Annotated in this window: 25 protein-coding genes, 1 riboswitch and 1 other annotated feature; of the genes, 4 read left to right on the top strand and 21 right to left on the bottom strand. The window is 46.1% G+C overall.

The window, feature by feature from the left end:
- Positions 1 to 196: 196 nt before the first annotated feature.
- Positions 197 to 1615 (top strand): NADP-dependent phosphogluconate dehydrogenase, encoded by a 1419-nt coding sequence (gndA, locus tag FN782_RS01645; protein WP_142504024.1) that lies wholly within the window; start codon positions 197 to 199, stop codon positions 1613 to 1615.
- Positions 1616 to 1715: 100 nt separating this feature from the next.
- Here gndA and treR read toward each other — a convergent pair whose 3' ends face one another.
- The 9 genes from treR to FN782_RS01600 all read right to left on the bottom strand — a co-directional run bounded on the left by treR (position 1716) and on the right by FN782_RS01600 (position 11820).
- A complete protein-coding gene (gene treR / locus FN782_RS01640; protein ID WP_185955999.1) occupies positions 1716 to 2429 on the bottom strand; it encodes a trehalose operon repressor in 714 nt (237 codons plus the stop codon).
- Entirely contained in the window at positions 2422 to 4137 is a 1716-nt protein-coding gene (gene treC, locus FN782_RS01635; RefSeq protein WP_246064808.1) for an alpha,alpha-phosphotrehalase, read from the bottom strand. Before treC ends, treR begins: the two co-directional genes overlap by 8 nt.
- A 1-nt stretch (position 4138) precedes the next feature.
- Positions 4139 to 5740 carry a PTS transporter subunit EIIC gene (locus FN782_RS01630; RefSeq protein WP_142504021.1) on the bottom strand — a complete coding sequence of 534 codons (1602 nt, stop codon included), beginning with the start codon at positions 5738 to 5740 and terminating at the stop codon, positions 4139 to 4141.
- A gap of 244 nt (positions 5741 to 5984) precedes the next feature.
- Positions 5985 to 6914: a branched-chain-amino-acid transaminase gene (gene ilvE / locus FN782_RS01625; protein ID WP_142504020.1), complete on the bottom strand. Its 930-nt coding sequence runs from the start codon at positions 6912 to 6914 to the stop codon at positions 5985 to 5987.
- Positions 6915 to 6985: 71 nt separating this feature from the next.
- A riboswitch (guanidine-I (ykkC/yxkD leader) is annotated at positions 6986 to 7092 on the bottom strand.
- 50 nt (positions 7093 to 7142) lie between these two features.
- The gene (pheA, locus tag FN782_RS01620; RefSeq protein ID WP_142504019.1) at positions 7143 to 8036 is read right to left on the bottom strand and encodes a prephenate dehydratase; all 894 of its coding nucleotides are present in this window, start codon (positions 8034 to 8036) and stop codon (positions 7143 to 7145) included.
- Entirely contained in the window at positions 8033 to 8989 is a 957-nt protein-coding gene (gene thrB / locus FN782_RS01615; protein ID WP_142504018.1) for a homoserine kinase, read from the bottom strand. Before thrB ends, pheA begins: the two co-directional genes overlap by 4 nt.
- Positions 8986 to 10050, bottom strand: coding sequence for a threonine synthase (thrC, locus tag FN782_RS01610; RefSeq protein WP_142504017.1), 1065 nt, complete (start codon positions 10048 to 10050; stop codon positions 8986 to 8988). The genes thrB and thrC overlap by 4 nt, the downstream gene beginning before the upstream one ends.
- Entirely contained in the window at positions 10047 to 11345 is a 1299-nt protein-coding gene (locus tag FN782_RS01605; RefSeq protein WP_142504016.1) for a homoserine dehydrogenase, read from the bottom strand. Before FN782_RS01605 ends, thrC begins: the two co-directional genes overlap by 4 nt.
- A gap of 25 nt (positions 11346 to 11370) precedes the next feature.
- Positions 11371 to 11820, bottom strand: a complete 450-nt coding sequence (locus tag FN782_RS01600; RefSeq protein WP_142504015.1) for an ACT domain-containing protein — start codon at positions 11818 to 11820, stop codon at positions 11371 to 11373.
- A 201-nt stretch (positions 11821 to 12021) separates the two neighbouring features.
- Here FN782_RS01600 and FN782_RS01595 point away from each other — a divergent pair, with 201 nt between their 5' ends.
- Positions 12022 to 12489 carry a low molecular weight protein-tyrosine-phosphatase gene (locus FN782_RS01595; RefSeq protein ID WP_142504014.1) on the top strand — a complete coding sequence of 156 codons (468 nt, stop codon included), beginning with the start codon at positions 12022 to 12024 and terminating at the stop codon, positions 12487 to 12489.
- A 68-nt stretch (positions 12490 to 12557) separates the two neighbouring features.
- On the opposite strand, the gene FN782_RS01590 is transcribed toward FN782_RS01595, so the two are convergent.
- Positions 12558 to 14120, bottom strand: a complete 1563-nt coding sequence (locus FN782_RS01590; RefSeq protein WP_142504013.1) for a sigma-54 interaction domain-containing protein — start codon at positions 14118 to 14120, stop codon at positions 12558 to 12560.
- A gap of 183 nt (positions 14121 to 14303) precedes the next feature.
- On the opposite strand from FN782_RS01590, the gene FN782_RS01585 reads away from it, so the two are divergent.
- Positions 14304 to 15218 carry a proline dehydrogenase family protein gene (locus FN782_RS01585; RefSeq protein ID WP_142504297.1) on the top strand — a complete coding sequence of 305 codons (915 nt, stop codon included), beginning with the start codon at positions 14304 to 14306 and terminating at the stop codon, positions 15216 to 15218.
- A gap of 332 nt (positions 15219 to 15550) precedes the next feature.
- Positions 15551 to 17017 (top strand): sodium/proline symporter PutP, encoded by a 1467-nt coding sequence (putP, locus tag FN782_RS01580; RefSeq protein ID WP_142504012.1) that lies wholly within the window; start codon positions 15551 to 15553, stop codon positions 17015 to 17017.
- Between the two features lie 60 nt (positions 17018 to 17077).
- Here the strand turns inward: putP and obgE are convergent, their stop codons facing one another.
- From obgE to mreC, 11 genes are all read right to left on the bottom strand, one after another.
- Positions 17078 to 18358 (bottom strand): GTPase ObgE, encoded by a 1281-nt coding sequence (gene obgE / locus FN782_RS01575; RefSeq protein ID WP_142504296.1) that lies wholly within the window; start codon positions 18356 to 18358, stop codon positions 17078 to 17080.
- A gap of 28 nt (positions 18359 to 18386) precedes the next feature.
- A complete protein-coding gene (locus FN782_RS01570) occupies positions 18387 to 19094 on the bottom strand; it encodes a Spo0B domain-containing protein (protein ID WP_185955972.1) in 708 nt (235 codons plus the stop codon).
- 92 nt (positions 19095 to 19186) lie between these two features.
- Positions 19187 to 19486, bottom strand: a complete 300-nt coding sequence (rpmA, locus tag FN782_RS01565; RefSeq protein ID WP_142504010.1) for a 50S ribosomal protein L27 — start codon at positions 19484 to 19486, stop codon at positions 19187 to 19189.
- A gap of 25 nt (positions 19487 to 19511) precedes the next feature.
- On the bottom strand, positions 19512 to 19853 hold the full coding sequence (locus tag FN782_RS01560; RefSeq protein ID WP_142504009.1) for a ribosomal-processing cysteine protease Prp: 342 nt from the start codon (positions 19851 to 19853) through the stop codon (positions 19512 to 19514).
- Between the two features lie 10 nt (positions 19854 to 19863).
- On the bottom strand, positions 19864 to 20175 hold the full coding sequence (rplU, locus tag FN782_RS01555) for a 50S ribosomal protein L21 (protein WP_142504008.1): 312 nt from the start codon (positions 20173 to 20175) through the stop codon (positions 19864 to 19866).
- 12 nt (positions 20176 to 20187) lie between these two features.
- Positions 20188 to 20260, bottom strand: a sequence feature (ribosomal protein L21 leader region).
- A 63-nt stretch (positions 20261 to 20323) separates the two neighbouring features.
- On the bottom strand, positions 20324 to 21214 hold the full coding sequence (locus tag FN782_RS01550; RefSeq protein ID WP_185955971.1) for a M50 family metallopeptidase: 891 nt from the start codon (positions 21212 to 21214) through the stop codon (positions 20324 to 20326).
- The gene (locus FN782_RS01545; protein ID WP_142504006.1) at positions 21180 to 21983 is read right to left on the bottom strand and encodes a M23 family metallopeptidase; all 804 of its coding nucleotides are present in this window, start codon (positions 21981 to 21983) and stop codon (positions 21180 to 21182) included. The genes FN782_RS01550 and FN782_RS01545 overlap by 35 nt, the downstream gene beginning before the upstream one ends.
- A gap of 81 nt (positions 21984 to 22064) precedes the next feature.
- Entirely contained in the window at positions 22065 to 22859 is a 795-nt protein-coding gene (gene minD / locus FN782_RS01540) for a septum site-determining protein MinD (protein WP_142504005.1), read from the bottom strand.
- Between the two features lie 31 nt (positions 22860 to 22890).
- A complete protein-coding gene (gene minC / locus FN782_RS01535; protein ID WP_142504004.1) occupies positions 22891 to 23565 on the bottom strand; it encodes a septum site-determining protein MinC in 675 nt (224 codons plus the stop codon).
- 96 nt (positions 23566 to 23661) lie between these two features.
- Positions 23662 to 24189 (bottom strand): rod shape-determining protein MreD, encoded by a 528-nt coding sequence (mreD, locus tag FN782_RS01530; RefSeq protein WP_142504003.1) that lies wholly within the window; start codon positions 24187 to 24189, stop codon positions 23662 to 23664.
- Positions 24190 to 25056 (bottom strand): rod shape-determining protein MreC, encoded by an 867-nt coding sequence (mreC, locus tag FN782_RS01525; RefSeq protein WP_142504002.1) that lies wholly within the window; start codon positions 25054 to 25056, stop codon positions 24190 to 24192.
- Positions 25057 to 25060: the final 4 nt, after the last annotated feature.

Raw genomic sequence — 25060 nt, 5'->3', positions numbered from 1 at the left:
TCTTCATTAGAGCAATGAACCAGAAAATAATTTCTCTCAAGACATGATATATTAGGGTAAAGATGGCAGATGCACATCGAAATCATCAATGTCAAACTTCAGGACTGGACAAACCCCGGAAAAACTGAAACAATGACTAAATGAGCCTGTCCGACCCTCGATCTTTTTTATACATCCAGTAGAAAGGACGATGCAGATGTCCAAGCAAAAAATCGGTGTGATCGGTTTGGCGGTGATGGGTAAAAATCTCGCACTAAATATTGAGAGCAAGGGCTATCCCGTCTCTGTCTATAACCGCTCCCCGGAAAAAACAGAGAAGTTTCTAAAGGAAGCAAGCGGGAAAGAGATTCAAGGGTTTTACAATCTGGAAGAATTTGTGGAGTCTTTGGAAAAACCGCGAAAAATCATCCTGATGGTAAAGGCCGGTGGACCTACGGATGCCACCATTCAACAATTAAAACCGCTTCTTTCCAAAGGGGATATTCTGATTGATGGCGGAAATGCATGGTTTAAAGATACATTAAACCGTTCTCAGGAATTGGAAAGGGAAGGAATCCGTTTTATGGGGGCCGGGATCTCCGGCGGAGAAGAAGGCGCCTTAAAAGGGCCCTCTATTATGCCGGGCGGACCTCGCGATGCGTTTGAAGAGATGAAGCCCATTTTAACGTCCATCGCGGCCCATGTGGATGGAGATCCCTGCACCACCTATATCGGCCCTGATGGAGCAGGCCATTATGTCAAAATGGTTCATAACGGGATTGAATACGGAGATATGCAGCTCATCTCCGAAGCCTACCACCTGATGAAAGAAGTCCTTGGCCTAAATACGGATGAACTGCATCAGGTATTCCAGGAATGGAACCAAGGTGAACTGGACAGTTATCTGATTGAAATCACAGCGGATATCTTCACCAAAAAAGATGAGGAAACAGGCAAACCACTGGTGGATGTGATTCTGGATACCGCCGGCCAAAAGGGAACTGGCAAATGGACCAGCCAGAGTGCTCTTGATTTGGGGGAGCCACTTACACTCATCACCCAGTCCGTATTTTCCCGCTTTCTGTCCGCCATGAAAGAAGAACGCAGCAAGGCATCACGCATATTGACCGGTCCTGACGCGGGAAAAATGGCCACTGAAAACAAAACAGAATGGATTGAATCCATTCGTCAAGCACTTTACGCCAGTAAAATCTGTTCTTACGCTCAAGGATTTTCCCAAATGCGCGCAGCTTCCAACGAATATGGCTGGAACCTGGATTATGGCTCTATTGCCATGATCTTTCGCGGAGGATGCATTATTCGGGCTCGTTTCCTGCAAAACATTAAAGACGCCTATGACCAAGAGCCAGCCCTCTCCAATCTACTTCTCGCTCCCTACTTTCGGGACGCCGTGGACCAATATCAGAACGCCTGGCGGAAGGTATTGGCTTTGGCCATTCACAGCGGAATTCCCGTACCGGCTATGTCCAGTGCACTCGCTTATTACGACAGCTACCGCTCCGAACGTCTGCCCGCCAACCTCCTGCAAGCGCAACGGGATTACTTTGGTGCCCACACCTATCAACGGATTGACAAAGAAGGCACCTTCCATACAGACTGGATTGGAAACGCATGATAAAAAGAGCCGGCTCCATTTTGGAGATCGGCTCTTTTTATTTACTTAGTCACATGCTAATGGACATACACCCTCCTGGGAAACGGAAGGGGTAGGCTGTTTAATGATAGCGCCGGGCAAAATCGACAAAACGAAACTTATCCGGTCGGTGGCGGGATTCTGTATATTGAAAGAGGGTTGCATCTTCCAGATAGACGTAATTTTTCACAACGACAATCATGGGATAGCCATCAAAATCCAATAATTCCCAATCCTCTTCTGAAGGTTCCTCCACGGTGATCACTTTTTTGGCAAAACTGATCGGTTTGTCCAATCTGCGTTCCAAATATTCATAGATGGAGTCCTCACAGATCTCCGTAGTCAGTTCCGGAACAATGTCTTGGCGAAAGTGATCTTTATCCAGAATAATTGCTTCATCCTGAAAGGAACGGGTTCGAATCACTTGCCAAACCGGCTGGGAAGGTGAAATGTTTAAGTGAGCGGCAACAGATTCATCCGGAGCCATCGCTTTCAACGATATCACCTTTGTGCGAGACTCTTTTCCCAGGCGCTGGGTCAATTCCTTAAAGCTGACCAACCCTGACACAGGAAACTCCATTTGGTTGACATTTAATACAAAGGAACCTTTCCCTTTCACTTTCTGTATATAACCATTCTGAGCCAGAAGGTTTAACGCTTTCCGCACCGTTTCACGGGAGGTATCGTACATCTTTGTCAGCTCATACTCGGACGGAAGCTTGGATTGGGGACGAAGCCGACCGGATTCAATCTGCTGAACCAATTGGTTATAGATTGTTAAATAGATATTATCCATCGCATCCAGTCCTTTCTGCACCACCTTTGGCTTCTGATCTTGGTGTCAACCGATAAACCACAGATTCATAAGGACGAAGTGTCAGCATTCGAAAATCGGTCGGCGAATCTGCATAATTGGAAAGCAAACATTCTCCTGTCCAATCAGACAGGTGAGAAACCTCTCGTGGTAGTGTGAAAACCGTGTCATGCCCTCGGAAGTTGTTTACCACCAACAGTTTTTCATGATCGCCATTTCTGAGATAAGCAAACAGATCCGGGTGTTCTTCCAGTAAGAGCTGAAAACCCCCTGTGGTTACAATGTCATATGTCTTGCGAAGCCGAATTAATTCTTTGTAGTGGTAAAAGATTGAATTGGAATCGGAAAGGGCTCTTTCCGCATTGATGGTTGCATAGTTATGGGCCACTCCGATCCAGGGCGTACCATCCGTAAAGCCGGCATTTTTGGAGTTATCCCATTGCATAGGGGTACGGGCATTGTCGCGGGATTTTTCTCGGATGACCTTCATCACTTCTTCTTCATCTTTTCCCTGTTGCAAAAGAATCCGATACATGTTGTGGGTTTCCACATCCCGATATTCATCGATGGAGACGAATTGCGGGTTCGTCATTCCAAACTCCTCCCCTTGATAAATATAAGGGGTTCCTTGCATGAGATGGATCACCGTGGCCAACATTTTGGCCGACTCCGTGTGCCATAAGCCATCATCTCCATACCGGGAAACAATGCGCGGCTGATCATGGTTGCACCAGAAAAGTGCATTCCAGCCCCCACCCGCATGCATTTCTGTCTGCCACTCTGCCAAGATCCGTTTTAAGCGAAGAAAGTCCATATCCCCTTGGGCCCACTTCTCTCCATTCGGATAATCCACCTTTAAGTGATGAAACTGAAACGTCATATCGAGCTCCCTGCGATTGGGCCGGGTGTATTGTATGCATTCGGAAATGCTGGTGGAAGACATCTCACCCACTGTCACCATATCGTATTTGGAAAAAACCTCACGATTCATCTCTTGCAAATATTCATGAATACGGGGGCCATCTGTATAAAACGGACGGCCGTCTCCCTCTGGATCATCAGGGAATCGTTGATCTTTGGAGATCAGATTAATCACATCAAGACGAAAACCATCCACCCCTTTATCCAGCCACCAACGCATCATATCATATACTTCTTCCCGGACAGGAGGGTATTCCCAATTCAAATCCGCTTGGGTGACATCAAAGAGATGAAGGTAATATTCCCCGGTTCGTTCATCTTTTTTCCACGCAGACCCTCCAAACTTGGACAGCCAATTGGTTGGAGGACCATCATTCCTTCCTTTTTTCCAGATATAAAAGTTTCGTCGGGGGTTGTCTTTGGAGCGACGTGCTTGCTGGAACCAAGGGTGATCCGTTGAAGTATGGTTTACCACCATATCCATCATTACTTTCAGACCGCGAGCATGAGCTTCTCTGAGCAATTCCTCAAAGTCCTCCATGGTTCCATATGCTTCGTGGATCCGGCGGTAATCGCTGATATCATATCCATTGTCCCTTTGCGGAGAGGCATAAACCGGTGTCAGCCAGAGAACATCCACACCCAGTTCCGCCAAGTAATCCAACTTTTCGATTACTCCTCGCAGGTCACCGATTCCGTCGCCTGTGGTGTCATTAAAGCTTTTTGGGTAGATTTGGTAGACAACCGCTTTTCTCCACCATTCGTTCACTTTATCTCTCCTTTTCCATAACTTCACGAATCTCTTCTTTGATAACTGAGGAACGCGTTCCATAAACGGCTTGCACTCCATCCGCCACTTTCAGAACCCCGGAAGCTCCAAGTTTCTTCAGCATTTCTTCATCTACTTGGTCAGCATTTTTCACCCCGACACGAAGACGGGAGATACAGGCATCCAATTTTGTGATATTTTCCTTTCCCCCTAGAGCCTCAAGAATTTGATGTGCACGACTGTTGCAATCTTTCGTTTCCACCTGTCCATGTTGTTGCGTAATCCCCATTTTTTCACGGGCTTCATCTTTGGTATAAAGGCGTGTTTCTTCCTCTGTGTCCTCCCGCCCTGGGGTCTTTAAGTTTCTGGTAATAATCAAGGTGCGGAATGTAAAGTAATAGATCACGCCAAATACAAGGCCGAGACCGATGGTCAAAAGCCAGGCATTGGAATGGTTAGGCAATACATTAAACAATACAAAATCGATCAGTCCCGATCCACCGGCAAAACCGGCCTTCATCTCCAAAAAGTTGGCCAAACCGAACGCCACAGCCGTTAGCAAAGCATGAACTCCGTACAAAACCGGCGCCACAAACAGGAAGGTAAACTCCAGCGGCTCTGTAATTCCCGTAAGAAAGGCGGTAACTGCAGCAGCAATCAAAAGGGAGCGAGCTTTCGCTTTCCGGCGATCGTGAGCCACCCGGATCATGGCTAACGCAGCTGCCGGCAATCCAAACATCACAGGGATAAACTTTCCGGCAATGTAGGTTCCGCCTGTGAGAGTGACCGATGGATCTCTCAGTTTATCAATCACTTGAGCGATATAGACATTTTGATCTCCCACAATACGGGCGCCTTCCAAGGCTTCATAACTGCCACCAATTTCTGTAAAGAGTAACGGGGTATTATAAATATGGTGCAGACCAAATGGAATCAACAGCTTCTCAATTCCGCCATACAGGCCAACAACAACGGGGTTGGTATGAGTTGCCACATACTCACCCAAAGCTAGAATACCCATTCCCACCAAAGGCCAGATAAAATAAAAGAGCACAGCCACCCCAATAGCAGCAAAAGAAGCCACAATAGGCACCAAACGCTCTCCGCTGAAGAGAGAAATCGCATCAGGAAGCTTGGTACGATGAAATTTATTATACAAATAGGCCGTTAGAAAACCAATCAAGATGCCGCCAAAAACACCTGTCTGCATCGTCTCAATCCCCAATTCGGTCCCCAACATTTTTTCATTGATTTTCAAATCTGTAATATCAATCAGGGAACCGAGCACGGTATGCAGAATAAAGAAAGCAATCAGGGAGCTGAAACCAGCCATGCCTGCTCCAGTCCATGTAATCGCAATCGCAACAGCAAACAGAACCGGAAGGTTATTAAAGACAACTTGTCCAGCTCGTTGCATCAATTCTCCGGTAACCTGAAATCCATTGTTAGAGAGAAAAGGCAGGATCTCATGAACGTTGGGATTCAGCAGAACACCTCCCAACCCCATCAGGATCGAGACAAGAGGGAGAATCAACACAACCGCCATCATGGAACGGCCAACACGCTGAAAGAAATCAAACGAGATCGACTGGAGCTTCATCATATTCCATCACTCCCCATTTTAAAATAAATACTCAACCTACACCTTGTATATACAGGATAAAGAACAAATAAAAAACAATGATTTCACCCTATATACACAATCCTGACTAGAAAGCCCTTACATAAAACGCTTTCATCACAAGCATAAACATGTATATACAGGATGTCAATCCGGTTAAATTTAACAATTGAACGAAATAAAAAAAGAGACTTGCTCCAATGGCAAGCCTCCCAGTTATTCTGATTTAACCTACTTGAATGGTCGTTTCTTCACTCTTTGAGTCTACACCAACCTCTGAATAGACTTTGGAACCATCCACCGTCACCAACTTACGAAACTCCTGCAAAAGATGACGTGTAATGGGTCCCGGTTGACCATCACCGATTTTGCGACCATCCACATCAACTACCGCAATCACTTCAGCAGCCGTTCCGGTAAGGAAGCACTCATCAGCCACAAATACATCATGCCGGGTGAAAGGCTCTTCAATAACTTGATACCCCAGACGTTTACAGAGATCCATAATCGCCTGTCGGGTAATTCCATCCAGGGCTCCAACATAGCACGGAGGTGTATATAGCCTTCCCCGTTTAATGATGAAGATATTGTCTCCTGATCCCTCAGCAACATAGCCGTCACTGTTCAGCATCAAGGCCTCTCCGACCCCGGCTTGGTTCGCTTCAATTTTTACCAGCACATTATTCAAATAGTTCAGAGACTTGATTTTAGGATTTAAAGCATCGGGGATATTGCGTCGGGTGGGAACCGTTACAACTTTCAGACCTTTATCATACATTTCTTTTGGAAACATTTTCACCTGATCGGCAATAATAATCACCTGCGGATCGGAACACTTGGAAGGGTCCAAACAAAGCTCTCCCACTCCACGGGAAACCACAAGGCGAATATAAGCGTTGGTCAGACGATTCCTTTGTACCGTTTCCAGTACATATTTCTCCAGCTCGCCAATTGGATACGGAATCTCCAAAAGGATGGATCGGGCGGACTCATAAAGTCGTTCCAAGTGCTCCTTTAAACGAAATACATTTCCCTCATAGACACGAATGCCTTCAAATACACCATCTCCGTAAAGAAACCCGTGGTCAAAGATGGAGACAGAGGCCTCCGTCTGTTTCACATATTTACCATTCATAAACACCCAACGATCTTCCATCATGACACCCCCGATAGCTTGATTTTAGATACAACAAACCCCTTGCACAGGTTGAACTAAAATCAGAACCTGCCGCAAGGGGTTTTTTTCCCCACGGTGTACACCGGGCATCCGGTGTTGATACCGCTTGGACCAGACCTTCGCCAAAAAGCGAAGCGGAACCCTAGGTATCCTTCTGATTAATCAATCAAATGATTTCAAAAACTTGGTTTAACGAAGATTATAGGGTTATCGTTCTCTGTTGTCAACCCGGTTTGTGCCCCCAATTTTTTCGAAAAAATAGCAGGGATAAGATCCCAGATGGCGCACTTGACATCCCCATGCTTTTATTTCATCCACTGCAGCAATGATATCCAATTCATTGGATTCCTGTTCTGCATCGATAAAAAAATGATAGGTGCCCAATTTTCGTTTTGTCGGCCGGGATTCAATCCGGGACAGGTTCACTCCACGTTTCGCAAAAGAGGATAGTACACGATATAATGCCCCCGGAAAATCAGTAGGCAGCGTCACCAGAAGACTGCTCTTCTTTCCGGAAGGAGTCGCTGAAGGATGAGACCAAGGCTTTCCCACAGCAATAAACCGGGTAAAGTTATTGGGATAATCCTGGATATCGGTACTCAGGATAGACAAATGATAAATCTTTCCTGCACTCTGTGGACCGATTGCCACCCAATTTTCTTCTGGATTTTCCGCTACCTGACGGGCTGCCTCAGCCGTACTATCCACATACGTCACATCAATATTGGGAAGGTGTTTTCTCAAGTACGATTGACATTGAGCAATTGCCTGAGGGTGAGACAACACCTGGGTAAATCGGGAAGGAGAAAGCATACGATTTTGAGTATGGATCATCAGGTTCTGCTTGATCGGATAAATCAACTCTCCAGTCACTTGAACATGAACATGGTGCACCAACCAATCGTGGGTCAAGTTAACTGAACCTTCAATGGCATTTTCTACAGGCACCACTCCGTAGGCAACCTCCCCTTGATCCACCGCAGTCAATACATCCGGAATCGAGTTGCAGGGTGTATGCTGGAAATCGGTTTTTGGAAACAGGGCTTGTGTTGCCTCATAGGTAAATGTTCCTCGTGGACCGAGATAGGCTACCTCATTCATCGGCCAGCTCCTTTAATTTTTTCAAACACTCTACTACGATCTTCTTTCCCTGTCAACCGAACGGTCGCCCCCCTTTCACAGGGACGCAGTCTCAGGATATCCATTAACATTCCCTCTTTTTGAAACGTTTCCTCCATAAAGTGATGCACTGGCTCCGGGTCCAAAGCAAAGGCTACAACCGTCGGACCTGCCCCACTCAATGCTGCGCCCAGAGCACCATGTTTCACGGCCCCTTGCAATACCTGATCCAACCCCGGAATCAGTAAGCTTCGATAGGGTTGATGAAAGCAATCCATCAATCCCACTCGAAACGCTTCCCAATCACCGGTAAATAACGAAGCCGTCAACAGATTGGCTCGACTGCTACCCAAAACCGCCTCTTGATGACTTAGCTGACTGGGTAAAACCTCTCTGGCTTTTGACGTGGCCAGTGGCTTTCCGGGAATGGCTGCCACCACGGAAAATGGCGGAATCGGTGCCTGTATGGCATGTGCTTTGTTTCCATCCCACGCAGCCACCACCAATCCACCGAACAGCGCCGGACCCACATTGTCAGGATGCCCTTCCCAATGAACCGCCTCTTGAAACAATGCCTCCCTGTCGAAAGGGTTTCCCAAAAGATGGTTGGCAGCGATCAAGCCAGCAACGATGGCGGCGGCACTGCTTCCCAACCCACGCATCAAAGGGATTTCTGTTTCCACTTCCATTTGGAACGAAGGCATGGGACGATCCATTTTTTGAAAAACATCCCGCATCACATCGATGATCAGGTTTTTCTTTTCCCGAAGCAAGCGTTGCAGTTCATCCCCTTTAACTATCACTTTTGTCTCCTCAGCCGGAGAAAAACGTATCCGGAGATACCGATTGATTGCCAATCCGATGGAATCAAATCCTGAACCCATATTTGCGCTGCTTCCAGGCACTGTTACCTCAAAGGACTGAAACGGCTTCATCGTCTCCCACCCCTCGTCATCGCTTCCATTACGGCCTCCCGCTCACAAGGCAAAACACGAGGTTTGACTGGAACGGCATCCATGGCTGTTGATGGATCTTTCAGGCCATTCCCGGTCAGAACACAGACAACTTGTACACCTTCAGGAAGCTTCCCCATTCTCCTTAATTTTTTAACCCCTGCCAAGGATGCTGCGGATGCCGGCTCAGCAAACACCCCTTCTTTTTGGGCCAGGTCACGGTAAGCATCCAAAATTTCTTCATCTGTCACACTGTCAATCAGGCCGTTAGACTCCTTGGCCGCCTTCTCGGCGGTCTCCCAACTGGCCGGATTTCCAATCCGAATCGCCGTAGCCACCGTCTCCGGTTGTTCCACCCGTTCTCCCTGAACAATTGCCGCTGCACCTTCTGCCTCAAAACCGCACATGCGAGGAAGGGTTTCAATATGACCCGCAGTTCGATAATCCTTGAACCCCTTCCAATACGCTGTGATGTTTCCCGCATTTCCCACAGGAATCGCCAAGAAATCTGGAGCTTTCCCCAGTTGGTCACATACCTCAAAGGCCGCCGTTTTCTGTCCCTCAATCCGATAAGGATTTACTGAATTCACCAAGGTAACGGAAGAGGTGTCCGCAATCTCCCGAACAATATCCAATGCTTGGTCAAAGTTTCCCTGGACGGACAGCACTTCCGCTCCATATACCACTGCTTGAGAGAGTTTTCCCAAGGCAACATAGCCATCAGGAATGACCACAATGCATCGAAGTCCCATTCGAGCCGCATAAGCAGCAGCAGAAGCGGAAGTATTTCCGGTAGATGCACATATTACCGCCTGACTGCCGGCTTCCGCCGCTTTCACGATGGCCATCACCATACCGCGATCCTTAAACGAACCTGTGGGATTGAACCCTTCTGCTTTTAAATAAAGATCAAGCTTTAACTCCTGGGAAAGCTGTTTCGCTTTAATCAAGGGGGTATTTCCTTCGTAAAGCGTCAAAAAAGGGGTTTTTTCAGATACAGGCAAAAATGATTGATAACGTTTGATCAGTCCAAGATCCATCAATCCTCTCCCCCTTCGACCCGGTAATGACTCATCAATCGATGCACCACCGGAAGCTCTTCCATTCGGTGACACACTTCTTCCAACTGATATTGGCTGGTCCGGTGAGTTACCAACACAATCTCAGCCTCTTGATCCTGCCCTCCAGGAACCTGCAACACTTTTTCCAGACTGACTCCCACCTCGGCAAATATTCCGGTTAACCGAGCCATTACACCGGCATGATCTGCCACGCGAAGGCGAAGAAAATGTTTGGAGAATACTTCCTTCGAGCTTTTTAGCACAGTTTCCTGATAAGGTCTGACAACCTTTTGCCCGCTGACACCCATGCCTATATTGTGAATCGCAGTCACCAGATCAGCAACCACAGCTGTGGCGGTAGGCATTCCACCCGCTCCCGGTCCGTAAAACATCGTCTCACCCACCGCTTCCCCATAAATATAGACCGCATTAAACACTCCATTTACTGACGCAAGAGGATGCGCTTCAGGCAACAACACCGGCTGTACGCTCGCTTCCACCTTGTCTTCATCCCGCTGTGCAATGCCGACCAACTTCAAAATATATCCCAATTGCATCGCAAAGCGAACGTCTTCCAATGTCACACTTCCAATTCCCCGTATAAACACCTCATTCAGAGACACACGGGTACGAAAGCCCAAAGTCGCCAGAATCGCCACTTTACGCGCAGCATCCAACCCTTCCACATCAGCTGTGGGGTCAGCTTCAGCATACCCCAGCTCTTGAGCCTGCGCTAATGCCTTCTCAAAAGGTGCCTCTTTATTGAGCATCTCCGAAAGGATATAGTTGGTCGTTCCATTTACAATCCCTACGATCTTCGTGACGCGGTCCGAAGAAAGTCCTTCTGTCAATGCACGAAGAACAGGAATCCCCCCGGCAACACTTGCTTCATAAAAAACATCACAGCCTTTTTCTGTAGCAACGGACAGGATTTCCTCCCCATGAAGAGCCATTAGATCTTTATTGGCGGTGATCACATGCTTCCCATGTTTCAATGCCTCCAAGATATAGGAACGGGCTGGTTCAATCCCTCCCATCACTTCTATCACCAGATCAATACGCTCATTTTTAAGAATCTCATCGGATTGATCGGTTAAACATTCTGAAGGAACCTGGATCGATCGGTCTTTCTCCGGATGTTTCACCAAAACTTTTTCAACGACAATCTGCTTCCCCGACCGATGAAAAAGATCCTCCTGATTGGCTTCCAACAACTGAACTACGCTTGAACCTACCGTCCCCAATCCCATCAGTCCTACACGAATGGGTTGCTCCATTCTCTCCACTCCTTTCAGCATCTCTTTATTCTCCCCGTCCCACAAGGGCAGCCCGAAACACCCCATCCATATCTTTCAATCCCTGGATCAGTTCCGTCAGACTCTCTGTTACCTGAGCTGTATCAATCGATAAGGTCACATTGGCAACTCCCTGGAGTGGAATCGTTTGATGAATGGTTAATACATTCCCCCTGTATTTCGCCATGTAGGCCAAGATCCCGGACAACACTCCTGCTCGATGCTCCAAGGTCAAGGCTACTGTTACAATCTTTTCTTTCATCATGGCATTAAAGGGATAAACTCCATCTTTATATTTGTAAAATGAACTGCGACTGATCCCTGCCCGCTCCACAGCCTCCTGAACCGTCTGAGCCTCCCCAGAAGCCAACATGGATTTGGCTTTTACCGTCTTTTGAATGGCTTCTGGCAACATGTCAGAACGAATGAGATAGAAGGTTTCATCGTTGGAATTCACCGATCCGTCCTCCTGATAAAGACATATGTTTTTGTATAACGGACATTATAATCCCCTCCCTGCTGTATTGCAAGCTTTCTTTTATTAATTTTTTTAAACCGCTTTCATTTTCCAGGTGGATATTTTTCCGCTCAAAAGAGAGAGGAATGTTTTATAATGAGTAAAAAGGGGACTTATATCATCGGAAAAGGAGTTTTTATAATGGTATCTGTTCTGTTTGTATGTCTTGGTAATATTTGCCGATCTCCCATGGCTGAAGCCGTATTTCGGCATCAACTCCAAGAACATGGGCTGTTAGACCGTGTTCGGGTTGACTCTGCAGGAACAGGAGACTGGCACATCGGCGAATTCCCTCATCAGGGAACCCGTACCATTCTGTCGAAGTATGCAATTTCCGATGAGGGAATTCAGGCCAGACAAATCAAGGCTGATGATCTAAAACATTTTGATTATGTGATTGTTATGGATCAACAGAATTACCGGGACGTCAAACAGTTAGCCGGTAACAGCGACTCAAACATTTACCAGTTTGTCCGTTTCATCCCTGAAACCGATTATCACGAGGTTCCTGACCCCTACTTTACAGGAGACTTTGAAGAAACCTACCGTTTGGTGAAAGCCGGATGCCAGGGGATTATCCAAACCCTCAGAGAGAAAGAAAACCTCTAGAGTTTCCTCTCCCATCATCATCCTTAAAAGCAAACGATCCCTCTTCCTTTTTGGAAGAGGGATCGTTGTCACAAGTTGTATTTTCGGATCTTATTATATAACGTAGATCTGGAAATGTTCAGCAACTTGGCTGCAGCACTTTTATTCCCGTATGTGGTCATTAGCGCCTCTCGAATGCGTGACTCTTCGCTGTCAACAACCGGAACATGATTCAACCGATCATCAGAGGAATTCCTCCCTTCATTTTTGACAAAGCTTGCCGGGAGGTGGCGAGGCTGAATCACGCCTTCATCCGCCAAAATTACAATTTGCTCCATTATATTCCTTAATTCCCTTATATTCCCATGCCAATGATAATGAACAAAACGATACATGACTTCCGAATCAATTCCCGGAACAGGTTTTGAATATTTGATTGCAAACTCATTCAAACACAGTTGTACCAGCTCTGGAATATCCTCCTTTCGTTCACGTAAAGGAGGTACCTCTATGGATACAATATTTAAGCGATAATACAGATCCTGTCGGAACAACCCCTCTTGGATCATCTCGTCCAGGTTCCGATTCGTGGCAGAGATAATGCGCACATCGAGAGGAATGGGCTCATTTCCCCCGATTCGGTAGTACTGCTTTTCCTGTAACACTCGTAAAAGCTTTACTTGGAGATCCAAAGGCATTTCACCGATTTCATCCAAAAAGAGGGTCCCACCTTTGGCCATATCAAACTTTCCTTTTTTTCCTTCTTTATTGGCACCAGTGAAAGCCCCTTTTTCATAGCCGAACAGTTCACTTTCAAATAATGGAGCCGGGATGGCTCCACAGTTAATATCCACAAAGGGGCCATTTGACCGGGAACTGGATTTATGTATCGCATTGGCAAACAACTCTTTTCCCACACCACTCTCTCCTGTGATCAATACAGAAGCATCCGTAGTGGCAACTTTTTGGGCCATCTCAACGGCCTTACGAATCGATTTGCTTCTTCCTTTGATCTTATGAAATGGATCATCTGATTGCTTTTTATCAATTCTATCTTCCAGATCCCGTATATAGGCAAACGTTGTAGACAACTCGTCATTCAGTCTCACCACATCGGTAATGTCCTGTTCAACAGAAATTCCACCGATCACCTTCTTATTCAGTACAACAGGCAACGCATTAATTAGCACTGATACTCCAGGGTAGGGCTGATGATATTTTCTGATCACTCCCTTTCCATTTTTCAAGACAGAGACCACTTCCAGGGAATCCTGTTCAAAAAAATCGGTGATTGGCTTTCCCATGATTTCATCGTGGGAACATTGAAAGATTTCTTCCGATTTGTGATTCCAGGAAACAATGTTTCCTTCCCGGTCCACCGCAGTAATGGCATGATCCACTGCACAAATCAAGGTTTCATAATAGGTCCGACAAATTTTCCATTGTTGAAAGATCACCTGTACAATTTTTTTAAAAGGAATCCACCCCGAAAACACTCCATCGTCCCCTTGTAAGGCCAAATCCTTTCCTTCATCCAAATCAGGCAAATCAAAGAGCAATCCCTTTTCCGAAACCACTTTCATTTTCTTGACATCCATCGATGGGTCCCAAGGTAAAGCCAACGATAAAAGAGAGATTTTTGATTCCAGCATAGCAGACCACCTGAACAAAATTGTATATAGATATACACAAATGTTTTATTATGTACAAAAGTGTATAATATAATTATATACACCTTTTGCATTATGGACAATCATATAATATGATTGATTGGTATGCTTTTTGCTTAATATAAGATATCAAGATTGCAACATGATCTGGGGGTGGGAAGAACCATGCTTGAAAGCGTTACAAAGAATATCTTTCAATATGCCGCACAAAACAGAGTCTTAAATAAAGCTGCCCGAAGATGGGGACTGAAGTTCGGCGCAGCTCAGGTGGTGGCTGGGGAAACCATCGACAGTGCCATGAAAGTAGCAAAAGAGCTAAATGATCAAGGACTGGTATGTACAGTTGATCATTTGGGTGAGTTTGTATCCAGCCGGGAAGAAGCAAGTGAAGCTACACAATACTGTATCGATACACTGGACAAAATCGCTGAGACAGGTGTAAATTGCAATCTATCCCTGAAATTGACCCAACTGGGCTTGGACATCGATTATGGATTCTGCCTTGATAACATGAAGAAAATTCTGGAAACTGCTAAAAAACATCATAATTTTGTCCGCATCGATATGGAAGATTATTCTCATTGTCAGCTTACCTTGGATATGTTGGCAGAGCTTCGCCAAGAATATGATAATGTTGGCACAGTGATTCAGTCATATCTGCACCGCTCCTTGCAAGATGTTAAAAATTTAAAAGGGATCCCGCTTCGCCTGGTGAAAGGCGCTTATAAAGAATCGCCGGAAGTCGCCTATCAGGATAAGGAAAAAGTGGATGAAAACTTTATGGCAATCATCAAGGAACATATGCTCAGCGGCAGCTATACTGCAGTTGCAACACATGACCATCATATTATCGCCAAAGTGAAAGCGTTTGCGGAAGAAAACCAAATTTCCCGCGATCAATTTGAATTTCAAATGCTGTACGGATTCCGTACCAATATGCAAGTCGAACTGGTCAAAGAAGGGTATACAATGCGTGTCTATATTCCGTTCGGAAATGATTGGTTTGGCTATTTTATGCGTCGATTGGCTGAACGACCTCAAAACGTCGCTTTTGCTCTCAAAGGATTTTTCTCAAAATAACAAAAGGGGATCAGGCGTTCGGTGTGCGGGGCTCCACTGAATGATCAAATAGGATGCTCCACCGAAATCGCCCCCCCTTTTTTAAAAAAGTGCTTTTGAATGGCCCTGTCTACTGTGATGAAAAAGGAACGCAGTCCAAAATCATAACTTCTTGGCATATTTATTGCTTTAATAAAGGAAAACCTGTATGATGGGCATACTTAGAAAGAAAGAGATCCCTACTAAAAAGAAGGGGGTGTCAGGGAAAATCGCTTGGTTGAAATTACAACTTGAACAGATTTGTAAGCGCTTTTAACATTGTAGTGTACTAAATTTTATTAAGGGGGAAGCACATGGAATCCGGAGTTATTATATCGATTGTTATCTATTTGCTTGGAATGCTGGCAATTGGGTATTACGCCTATCGTAGAACTTCTGATTTATCTGATTATATGCTTGGCGGAAGAAACCTGGGACCGATGGTTACTGCATTAAGTGCTGGTGCTTCGGACATGAGCGGCTGGCTCTTGATGGGACTCCCCGGTGCCATGTATGCTCAAGGATTAAGCAGTGGATGGATCGTCGTCGGTTTAACGACAGGTGCCTATTTAAACTGGTTATATGTAGCTCCCCGGTTGAGAACCTATACTGAAACGGCCAATAACTCCATTACAATCCCTGATTATTTTGAAAACAGATTCAAGGATCAGTCAAGAATATTGCGCATTGTATCTGCTTTGGTTATTTTTATCTTCTTTACCTTTTATACATCTTCAGGGATGGTTGCCGGCGGTGAGCTGTTCAAAAGCTCCTTTGGATTAGATTATTTCACAGGAATTATAATTACGGCTGGCGTTGTAATCCTCTATACCCTGTTCGGTGGTTTTCTCGCTGTCAGCTGGACAGACTTTGTACAGGGAACCATTATGTTTATTGCTTTGATTCTTGTTCCCACCGTAGTGCTTATGCAAATGGGAGGATTTGGGCCCACCTTCGACGAAATCAGAGGGATTGATCCGACATTACTGGATGCATTGCAAGGAACCAGTCTCATCGGGATGATTTCGTTGATGGCCTGGGGACTGGGATATTTCGGACAACCTCACGTCATTGTGCGCTTTATGGCAATCAGCTCTGTAAAAGAAGTGAAAAATGCCCGTCGAATCGGAATGGGATGGATGATTTTTTCCATCGTTGGTGCGATGTTCACCGGTCTGGTTGGAATTGCATATTTTAATCAATCCAAAAGGACATTGGAAAATCCGGAAACCGTTTTTATCGTATTATCCAAAGTGTTGTTCCATCCTTTAATCACTGGGTTTCTTCTGGCTGCCATATTGGCCGCAATTATGAGTACCATCTCTTCACAACTACTCGTTACAGCCAGCGCTCTGACAGAAGACTTCTATAAAGCGTTTCTCCGCAGATCCGCTTCGGATAAAGAGTTGGTTCTGGTAGGTCGACTCTCTTTGTTAGGCGTTGCCGTAATCGCTCTCTTATTGGCTTTAAATCCCAATGATACCATTCTGGATCTAGTAGGATACGCCTGGGCCGGATTTGGTTCCGCTTTTGGACCGGTTGTCATCCTCAGTTTGTATTGGAAGCGCATGAATAAATGGGGCGCATTGGCCGGGATGTTTACTGGTGCAGCAACAGTAATCATCTGGAAACAAATCGAGTCTCTCAGCGAAATTTATGAAATGATTCCAGGATTTATTGCCTGTACAATCGCGATAATCCTGGTCAGCCTTTTAACAAAGAAACCGGATGCTGAAATTGAAAAAGAATATGATCAAGCGATCAAAAATGCTTCGATATAATATTGTAAAAAAGATGGTTCCCTCAAAAGTGGGAACCATCTTTTTGATTTGAAACCACAATCAGTCTTCAAAATCAAATTCCATATTCAAAATTTGAACGGTATCTCCCCGTCTGGCTCCTTCTGCACGGAGAGCATCATCCACTCCCATTTCTTTCAATATATGTGCAAAACGCCTGACAGACTCTTCATACTGGAAATTGGTCATCTTAACCAATTTCTCTACACGTTTTCCTTCTACCACAAATATCTCGTTTTCCTTTCGAATCGTAAACGGCTCTTCTGCCTCTCGGCTCTTATATATTTTTCGATCTGGCTTCTCTTCCTCTTCAACCTCCACCTGGGCTGGAAGAGAATCCAACAGATCGGCGACAGCATACAACAACTCTTTTATCCCCTGTCGTGTTGCAGCCGAAACAGGGTAAACCGGCACTTGCTCGCCAACCAAGTCACGGAATGCTTCCAAGTTCTCTTCGGCTCCGGGAAGATCCATTTTATTGGCTGCTACAAGTTGCGGGCGGTCGGCCAATGACTTTCGGTACATCGTCAGTTCTTCACAAATGTTTTTCCAATCCTGGTAAGGATCTCTCCCTTCGGAACCTGCCATATCCACCACATGAACCAGAACTCTTGTGCGCTCCACATGGCGCAAAAATTGATGACCCAATCCAGTCCCTTCATGAGCCCCTTCAATCAGTCCCGGCAGATCTGCCATTACAAAACTGCGTCCATCGTTTACTTCCACCACACCCAGGTTGGGGTGAATCGTTGTAAAATGATAGGCTCCTATTTTGGGACGTGCGGCACTAACCGTGGACAAGAGGGTGGATTTCCCCACACTGGGGTAACCAATCAGCCCCACATCAGCCAAGAGTTTCAGTTCCAATTCCACCCAAAATTCCTCTCCCGGTTCCCCGTTTTCCGCTACATGGGGTGCTGGATTTTGAGGTGAAGCAAAGCGCAGATTCCCTCGACCACCTCGGCCACCACGGGCGATCACCATTTCCTGGTTCTGTTGCGTCAAATCAGTGATCACCTCTCCAGTGTCCGCATTTCTCACCACCGTACCCGGTGGAACGTTGACGACCAGTGGATCTGCTCCTCTTCCGTGCTGACTTTTAGACCGCCCATGTTCCCCTCTTTTCGCTTTAAAATGCTTTTGATAACGAAAGTCCATCAAGGTTCGCAGTCCCTCATTGACACGAAATACCACATCGCCGCCACGACCACCATCACCGCCGGCTGGTCCTCCCTTGGGTTCATATTTCTCCCGGCGAAAGGCAACCATGCCGTTGCCGCCATCACCGCCCTTGACAAAAATTTTTACATGATCGACAAACATATCCACACCGCCTGTTCTATGTACTCCCTTATGAAGAAAGCCGGATAACAATCGCTTCAACAGAATCAGATTCGTCTAATAATTCCCCATATGGGCTTATTGTTTCCCGAAGCAACCGCAAATCATATCCCGGATTTTGGACTGATTTCCATGTTGGCTGAAGCTCAACAATGATGTTTTCATCTTTTTTGGACAATCCCAAGTACAACTGTTCCAAATTCCCGTATATCTCCAGCCGATCAATAACACCCTTAACAATCTTAAAGATCCGTTCCGAGGATTTAAAAGGTAATGGAAAAGCTTCCTCATCCAAATCCATATTCCAATGCCATTCCGCATGATCCCGAATGAATGTAACCAAGTAACAAGCCAAAACCGGATCGTTGATTTGACTAACTTTCCGTTCCAACTCCCATTGATTCACTATCTTTTCTAGATAAGAGGAAATCCGTTCCGGTTTATTAAGTGACAGATATCCCATTAAAACCTGAATATGGTTTAAGGAATCATGCCGCTGCCGACTCATCAGTTGGAGACGGGAGCGGGCATTTTCTTTTTGGTTCATCTGTTCCCAGCCTCTGCATAAACGTCGCAGCCACCAAGACCATCCAAGCAAAAAACCGAACCCCATCAGGACCCCGATCACCCCGCCCCAAGGTTGTACAGCTACAAGAAAAAAAGCTACAGCCAAAGGCGGCACAGTCCGCTTGAACCAAAAGGACCACCCATAGGACACAATAACCTCTCCTGTCATTTTTTATCTGGGCGCTCCTTCATTTTAATGGATCAGCAACCACAAAAAAACCCCGGCATCGAGCCGGGATTTCATTAAGCCTGTACTTGGACCGGTTCTTCCGAGTAAACGCTCACCCGTTTACGGTCACGACCCATCCGTTCAAATTTCACAACTCCGTCCACTTTGGCAAAAAGGGTATCATCCCCGCCACGACCTACACCGATTCCGGGGTAGATCTTGGTTCCACGCTGACGCACCAAAATGCTGCCGGCATTTACCGCCTGACCGTCACCGCGCTTCACGCCAAGGCGCTTAGCAATGCTGTCACGACCGTTCTTGGTGGAACCAACTCCTTTTTTCTGAGCGAAAAATTGAAGGTTCATTTTCAACATCATGTCCACCTCCTTTATAAAAGATTTATTTCAGGTGATTCATCGATACAAAAGAAGGGTATTCATCCGCCACAGATTGGAGGGCAACTGCCATCGCTTCCAACAGGAATTGGACACGTTCCCGCCGGTCAGCCGGAAGTCCTTCTGGTATGTTGCAATCGAGAAGCCCACCTTCATCCGGATTCATGTCTTCCTGATACAGACGAACTCCCAACAAGGCTTCCGCAGCATTGACCAAACCGATGGATATACCGGAAACAGCGGCACAGACGATATCTTCCCCTGGTTCAGCATAACCGGCATGTCCTTTGATCACCACCCGCTCCAACTGCCCTTCACCATCATGGTACAATGAAATCTGAATCATAATTTCTCAATCAGGCTTCGATCTTTTCGATAACCACTTTGGTAAAAGGTTGGCGATGACCCTGCTTCCGTTTATAATTTTTTTTAGGTTTAAACTTAAATACGGTCAACTTTTTCCCTTTTCCATGCTTATCCACTTTTCCGGTCACTTTGGCGCCATCCACTACAGGTGTGCCAATCACTGTGCCGTTTTCCTTTTCGACAAGCAACACTTTGTCAAAAGTTACCGTTTCGCCCTCTTCAGCGGCCAGCTTTTCCACGAAGATCGCTTGCCCTTCTTCGACACGGTACTGTTTACCGCCAGTCTCGATCAGTGCATACATCCCGGACCCTCCTCTTTTGTCAAGACTCGCCAGACATAGGTGGAATGATTCCTTGCTACCCATGCTGAGCGGTTTGCCTACTCCGGGAGAGCAAGCAAATTACGCGAATATCATCTTACCACACTGCTAAACACTTGTCAATGATCGGTCAGGCGATTAAATCCCCGATTCGACTGTCCGGTTTTTTATCATCAAAAAAGCGTCGAAATAGCGCTTCTTCCGGAAGTGGTTGCCATCGACCGGATCGATCTTTCACAATCAATACATGGTACGCTTCCTTACGAAGTTTCTGTAAGACAGTAACCAACCTCTCTTCTCTGTCTACAGGCACGTGTACAATCCGTGCTTCCACAGGGACGGGCGCATTCCGACGCCACATTAAGAACCGCATATATTGTACATTTCTCTGTTTAAAGGCCAGTACATTTGAGTATATCAAAAAAACGGAGATCATGGATAGATTTAGATCCCATCCCTTCCCCGAAAGGCTGTAGAGAAAAAAGCACGCCCCTCCCAACATTCCTACTGCCAAACTCCATTCCAGCGATCTCCGATAGGGAAGATGATAACTGAGCAGGGCTTGCAAAATTCTTCCACCATCCAGGGGATAAAGTGGAAGAAGATTAAATCCCGCCATCAACGCATTCCCTTGGATAAAATATTCCATCCAAGCTTGAGACCACCATCCCCATGCACAAAAAAGATAACCGAACAATACCATCATGACATTGTGAAACGGACCTGCCAAAGCGACTGCAATTTCCTCCCTCGCCGGAACGGTCCCCCATTCATCTGTTCGTGCCACTCCTCCGAAAGGCAGCAATTCAATCTCCGTCATTCGCCATCCAAAAGAGCGTGCAACGGTGATATGCCCCAATTCATGAATGAATACCAATACAAAAAGAGTTGTAACTTCTATAAAATGCCCGGTTACAACGGATGAAAAAATAACGAACCAAAATAAACCATGGATGCGAAATCGTAAGCCCTTCCAGGGGAAAAGATCATTCAACCGGTACCACCCCCGACGGGTCGACAAAATCGCCTCCTTTTTTGACAGCAAAGAAAAGGAGGGTTTCCCCTTCTCTTTCTCCCACTTCACCCAAGAGCTGACGCGGTTTCACCCAATCTTTTTCCTGCACCTGAATTTCTCCCAGCCATCCGTACCATGTCTCATCTCCGTCTCTATGACGAACAACCACTGTTTTCCCCAGTCCCTCTTTCGGTCCTGCCTCTACAACCCAACCTTCCGCTGCAGAAACGACAGGCGAACCTTTGGCGGCACGAATAGTAATTCCTTTCCTGCCTTTTTGATAGGGTTGAACCACTTCTCCCTTTAATGGTGAAACCCAGGAAATCGATTTTTTGCGCGAATTTTCCCTATTTTCTTTGAATGCTGGAAGAATGGCTGGCATCCCGCCAATGTTTTGTTCATACCACTTAGCGACTCCCTCAAAATTGTAATCTCGCTCCATTACTTCAACGATAAACGATTGTGCCTGCCGCGCCGTCGTTCCTTCTGATTGGAAAATTAAATAGCAGACGGTTAAAAGAAGGAAAGCAAAAAACGCTTGAATCAACATTCGACTCTCCTTCTTCTTTGGATCGTCCTTTCTCCAGACGTTTTGGTTCCAGGGAAGCTCGTCCCATTGGCTGGATAATGGAGGCTGTCTTTTTGATGATGAAACCGTAAACCCTGAACGGGTACCATTCTTATTTGAAAGTCCCTTTCTTTTTTTGATGGCCCGAATCCGCTCTTCTCTTCTTTTACTTATTCCTTGGGACCATTCCCGCATGAGACCGTTCACCGCCTTTTCCCATTCTCTGGTACATCCTATGACTTGTCTCAGCGGGTTATGCGTATACAAGAACCATACCCATCGATCCTTTTATGTAAAACCTAGCCATCGTTTCATTCGTCTCAAAAACGTTCGTTCCTTTTCCAAAATGAGAAGTGGAACTGCTTCCCCTTGAATCCTTCGGGCAATATTTTGATAAGCTTTTGATGCCAAAGCTTTTTTATGTAAAACAATTGGCTCTCCCAAGTTTCCAGAACGAATAACCTCTTCATCATCCGGAATGACTCCTAGCAGGTCAATCGATAATACGGCAACCACTTCATCAATTTCCATCATCCCTCCTTCCTTGATCATTTGCGGACGCACTCGGTTGACAACCAGTTTCGGTTGGGGAATCTCCTCTTTTTCCAACAAACCGATGACCCGGTCGGCATCCCGAACGGATGCGTTTTCCGGTGTGGTGACAACAATCGCCCGATCTGACCCGGAGACAGCATTTTTAAAACCCATTTCAATGCCGGCCGGACAATCAACAATCACATAGTCAAACGTTTCCTTTAGCTCAGCAATCAACCAACAAAGCTGTTTCATATCCACCGCTGATTTGTCCTTTGTCTGGGCAGCAGGCAACAGATAAAGGGTTTTGCATCGTTTATCTTTAATAAGCGCCTGTTGTAAGGTGCAGCTCTTTTCTATCACATCGACAAGATCATAGATGATGCGATTTTCCAGTCCCATCAGTACGTCCAAATTTCGAAGGCCAATATCTGTGTCTAAAAGGCATACTTTTTTTCCGGTCATCGCCAACGCCGTTCCGACATTGGCCGATGTCGTCGATTTGCCGACACCACCCTTCCCTGAAGTTACAACGATGGCTTCACCCATCTTTCTCCGCCTCCTGACACTCCAGGTTGAATTATCCTCTGAAACGGTTCTCCTTCCATTCAATCTCCGGACGAATCCGATTTAAATGATGAATCTTGTCCACAACAATCCGCCCATCCACCAGATATGCAAAATTCATCCCGGACATCTCCGACTTGGTCCATTCATCCGGGGGGCGTGAAACCACATCAGCAATCCGGAGTTGCGTGGGGCGTAAATTGGATGCAGCGATAATCGCCGACTCATCCCCCTCTCCTCCAGCATGTCCCAACCCCCTTAAGGCTCCCAGAACAAATATACTTCCTGTGGAACGAACTGTTCCTCCAGGATTTACATCCCCCAAAAGAAGAAGGTCACCCCGGTGATCCAGGACTTGGCCGGAACGGACTGTCCCTGCCTGAACGTTAATACCCTGATTCCTCAGCAAATAGGGCTTTCCATTTGACGCTTCAATGGACTGAATAATTAAATTTTCCCGTAAGGAAAACAGATTCCGCAACGCTGTCTCTTCTTCCCTTGTAATCTGCCGATTTCCCAATTTGATCCGTACATGGGTCTCTGGTCCATCCCATATATTGGGGGAACCTTCCAATTTATGTTTCAATTCATTTAAAATTGTGGAAAAAGGACGTGTTTCATCGAGGAGGAAATGAAGCCCGTTCTTGGTCCCTTTTATTGTCACACCCGATTTCAATGCTTTTCCCATGAAAGTCACCCCGCCTCACTCTATGATTTCTGCGCACGTCTAGAAAATCCTTCCTTCATACGCAATCAGGCCGGAGACTGGACTACGCTCCCCAATCTATTCAAACAGTTGGATCGACCGTGATCCCGTACGCTTGATCATCCACAAAACAAGCCGATAGATTGGATAGGCAAGCACCATATTGATCAGGACCGACGGAACGATATGGTAAACGGCCGCTTCCTTCCATGGTACCTCAGTAATATTAAACAAACGAAACCAACCATAACTCATAAACAAATGAACGGCTTGACAGATGGCCGTTGTCAACAGTGCCACTGTCGAACCGGAAAACAGTTGACGGGAAATCAAACCTGAGAAATACCCGACGAGAGCAGTGCTAAATGCGTAAACACCGATTGCCTGTCCATGGACAACATCATAAATCAAGCCAAAGCAAAATCCATAGATTAATCCCGGTTTCCGCCCTTGGTACAAAGAATAGATAATGATTCCACTGGTCACCAATTGAGGAATCCAAACAATCGAACTTCCCCACGCCTGTGGGGCCACAAATTGTAAAACGGTTCCTTCCAACAAAAAAAAGAAGGAGAGGAAACCGATAAACATCCAGGATACTGGCATTTAATCCCCTCCGTTTCCTTTTTCCTTCCCATTTAACTTCTGTCTGTGTTTCTGCAATTTGATTTTTGTAGGATCACGAACAACCATCACATAATGGAGACGTTCAAACTGGGCAGCAGGTTTCACATAAACCATACGGTCCACACCAAAGTCTCCCCGAACCACTTCATCCACTGAACCAATCAGAAGATCACCCGGAAATCGGTCGGACAAATCAGAGGTGACGACCAACTGTCCTTTCTTCGGTTGAATCCCGGAAGGAATCTTTTTCATCAACAAGCGTTTCCTACTGGCATCATATCCCTCAATCAAACCAAAGATCTCTTGGTCTCCAGACTGTATTTGCGCTGCAATTCCAGGGCCACTGCCGGAATCGGTCAGAAGCTGAACATCCGCCATATAATTTGTCACCGCAGAAACCCTACCGATCAACCCTTCGCTTGTGATCACTGGCATATCCTTTTGGATTTGATCCTTCTTGCCCTTGTCAATGACCACACGGTCGTTCCAGCGATCCGGACTGCGGGATACTGTTTTTGCTGTAATATAGTTCTGTTTGTTCTCATTCATGTATTGGGCAACTTCTTTTAGCCTGCGATTCTCCCGCTCCAACCGGGCAATGTCTGCCTTCAGCTGTGAGACATTTTCCTTTTCCTCCGCCGTCGGTTCATCATCAAACCATGCCAGTGCAGTGTAAGAAAAGCCGGAAAACCAACCGTTAAGCCATGCCCCCGTATTCTTGATCCCGGCTTCCATCCAGGTCAATTCATCTCGCCCACTCCGGGTCATTCCCACGGTTACGGTTAACAGGATCACTGACACCAACAACACAAACAACCGTCGGTTAGCAAACAATCGCAAGAACACAAAA

Source organism: Melghirimyces algeriensis (assembly GCF_900182565.1).
Taxonomy (GTDB): Bacteria; Bacillota; Bacilli; order Thermoactinomycetales; family DSM-45169; genus Melghirimyces; species Melghirimyces algeriensis.
The sequence above is the reverse complement of the archived record's forward strand: the minus strand, read 5'-3'. Positions and strand labels throughout refer to the sequence as shown.

Coding starts and splice junctions, on each gene's coding strand:
- FN782_RS01590 (WP_142504013.1), bottom strand. CDS start 14,120: ATGCTGGAATCAAAAATCTCTCTTTTATCGTTGGCTTTACCTTGGGAC.
- thrB (WP_142504018.1), bottom strand. CDS start 8,989: ATGAAGCCGTTTCAGTCCTTTGAGGTAACAGTGCCTGGAAGCAGCGCA.
- rplU (WP_142504008.1), bottom strand. CDS start 20,175: ATGTATGCACTGATCGAGACTGGCGGTAAACAGTACCGTGTCGAAGAA.
- putP (WP_142504012.1), top strand. CDS start 15,551: ATGGAATCCGGAGTTATTATATCGATTGTTATCTATTTGCTTGGAATG.
- FN782_RS01560 (WP_142504009.1), bottom strand. CDS start 19,853: ATGATTCAGATTTCATTGTACCATGATGGTGAAGGGCAGTTGGAGCGG.
- FN782_RS01585 (WP_142504297.1), top strand. CDS start 14,304: ATGCTTGAAAGCGTTACAAAGAATATCTTTCAATATGCCGCACAAAAC.
- gndA (WP_142504024.1), top strand. CDS start 197: ATGTCCAAGCAAAAAATCGGTGTGATCGGTTTGGCGGTGATGGGTAAA.
- minD (WP_142504005.1), bottom strand. CDS start 22,859: ATGGGTGAAGCCATCGTTGTAACTTCAGGGAAGGGTGGTGTCGGCAAA.
- FN782_RS01595 (WP_142504014.1), top strand. CDS start 12,022: ATGGTATCTGTTCTGTTTGTATGTCTTGGTAATATTTGCCGATCTCCC.
- ilvE (WP_142504020.1), bottom strand. CDS start 6,914: ATGGAAGATCGTTGGGTGTTTATGAATGGTAAATATGTGAAACAGACG.
- FN782_RS01630 (WP_142504021.1), bottom strand. CDS start 5,740: ATGATGAAGCTCCAGTCGATCTCGTTTGATTTCTTTCAGCGTGTTGGC.
- pheA (WP_142504019.1), bottom strand. CDS start 8,036: ATGAATGAGGTAGCCTATCTCGGTCCACGAGGAACATTTACCTATGAG.
- treR (WP_185955999.1), bottom strand. CDS start 2,429: ATGGATAATATCTATTTAACAATCTATAACCAATTGGTTCAGCAGATT.
- obgE (WP_142504296.1), bottom strand. CDS start 18,358: ATGTTTGTCGATCATGTAAAAATTTTTGTCAAGGGCGGTGATGGCGGC.
- mreD (WP_142504003.1), bottom strand. CDS start 24,189: ATGCCAGTATCCTGGATGTTTATCGGTTTCCTCTCCTTCTTTTTTTTG.
- FN782_RS01605 (WP_142504016.1), bottom strand. CDS start 11,345: ATGGAGCAACCCATTCGTGTAGGACTGATGGGATTGGGGACGGTAGGT.
- rpmA (WP_142504010.1), bottom strand. CDS start 19,486: ATGTTGAAAATGAACCTTCAATTTTTCGCTCAGAAAAAAGGAGTTGGT.
- minC (WP_142504004.1), bottom strand. CDS start 23,565: ATGGGAAAAGCATTGAAATCGGGTGTGACAATAAAAGGGACCAAGAAC.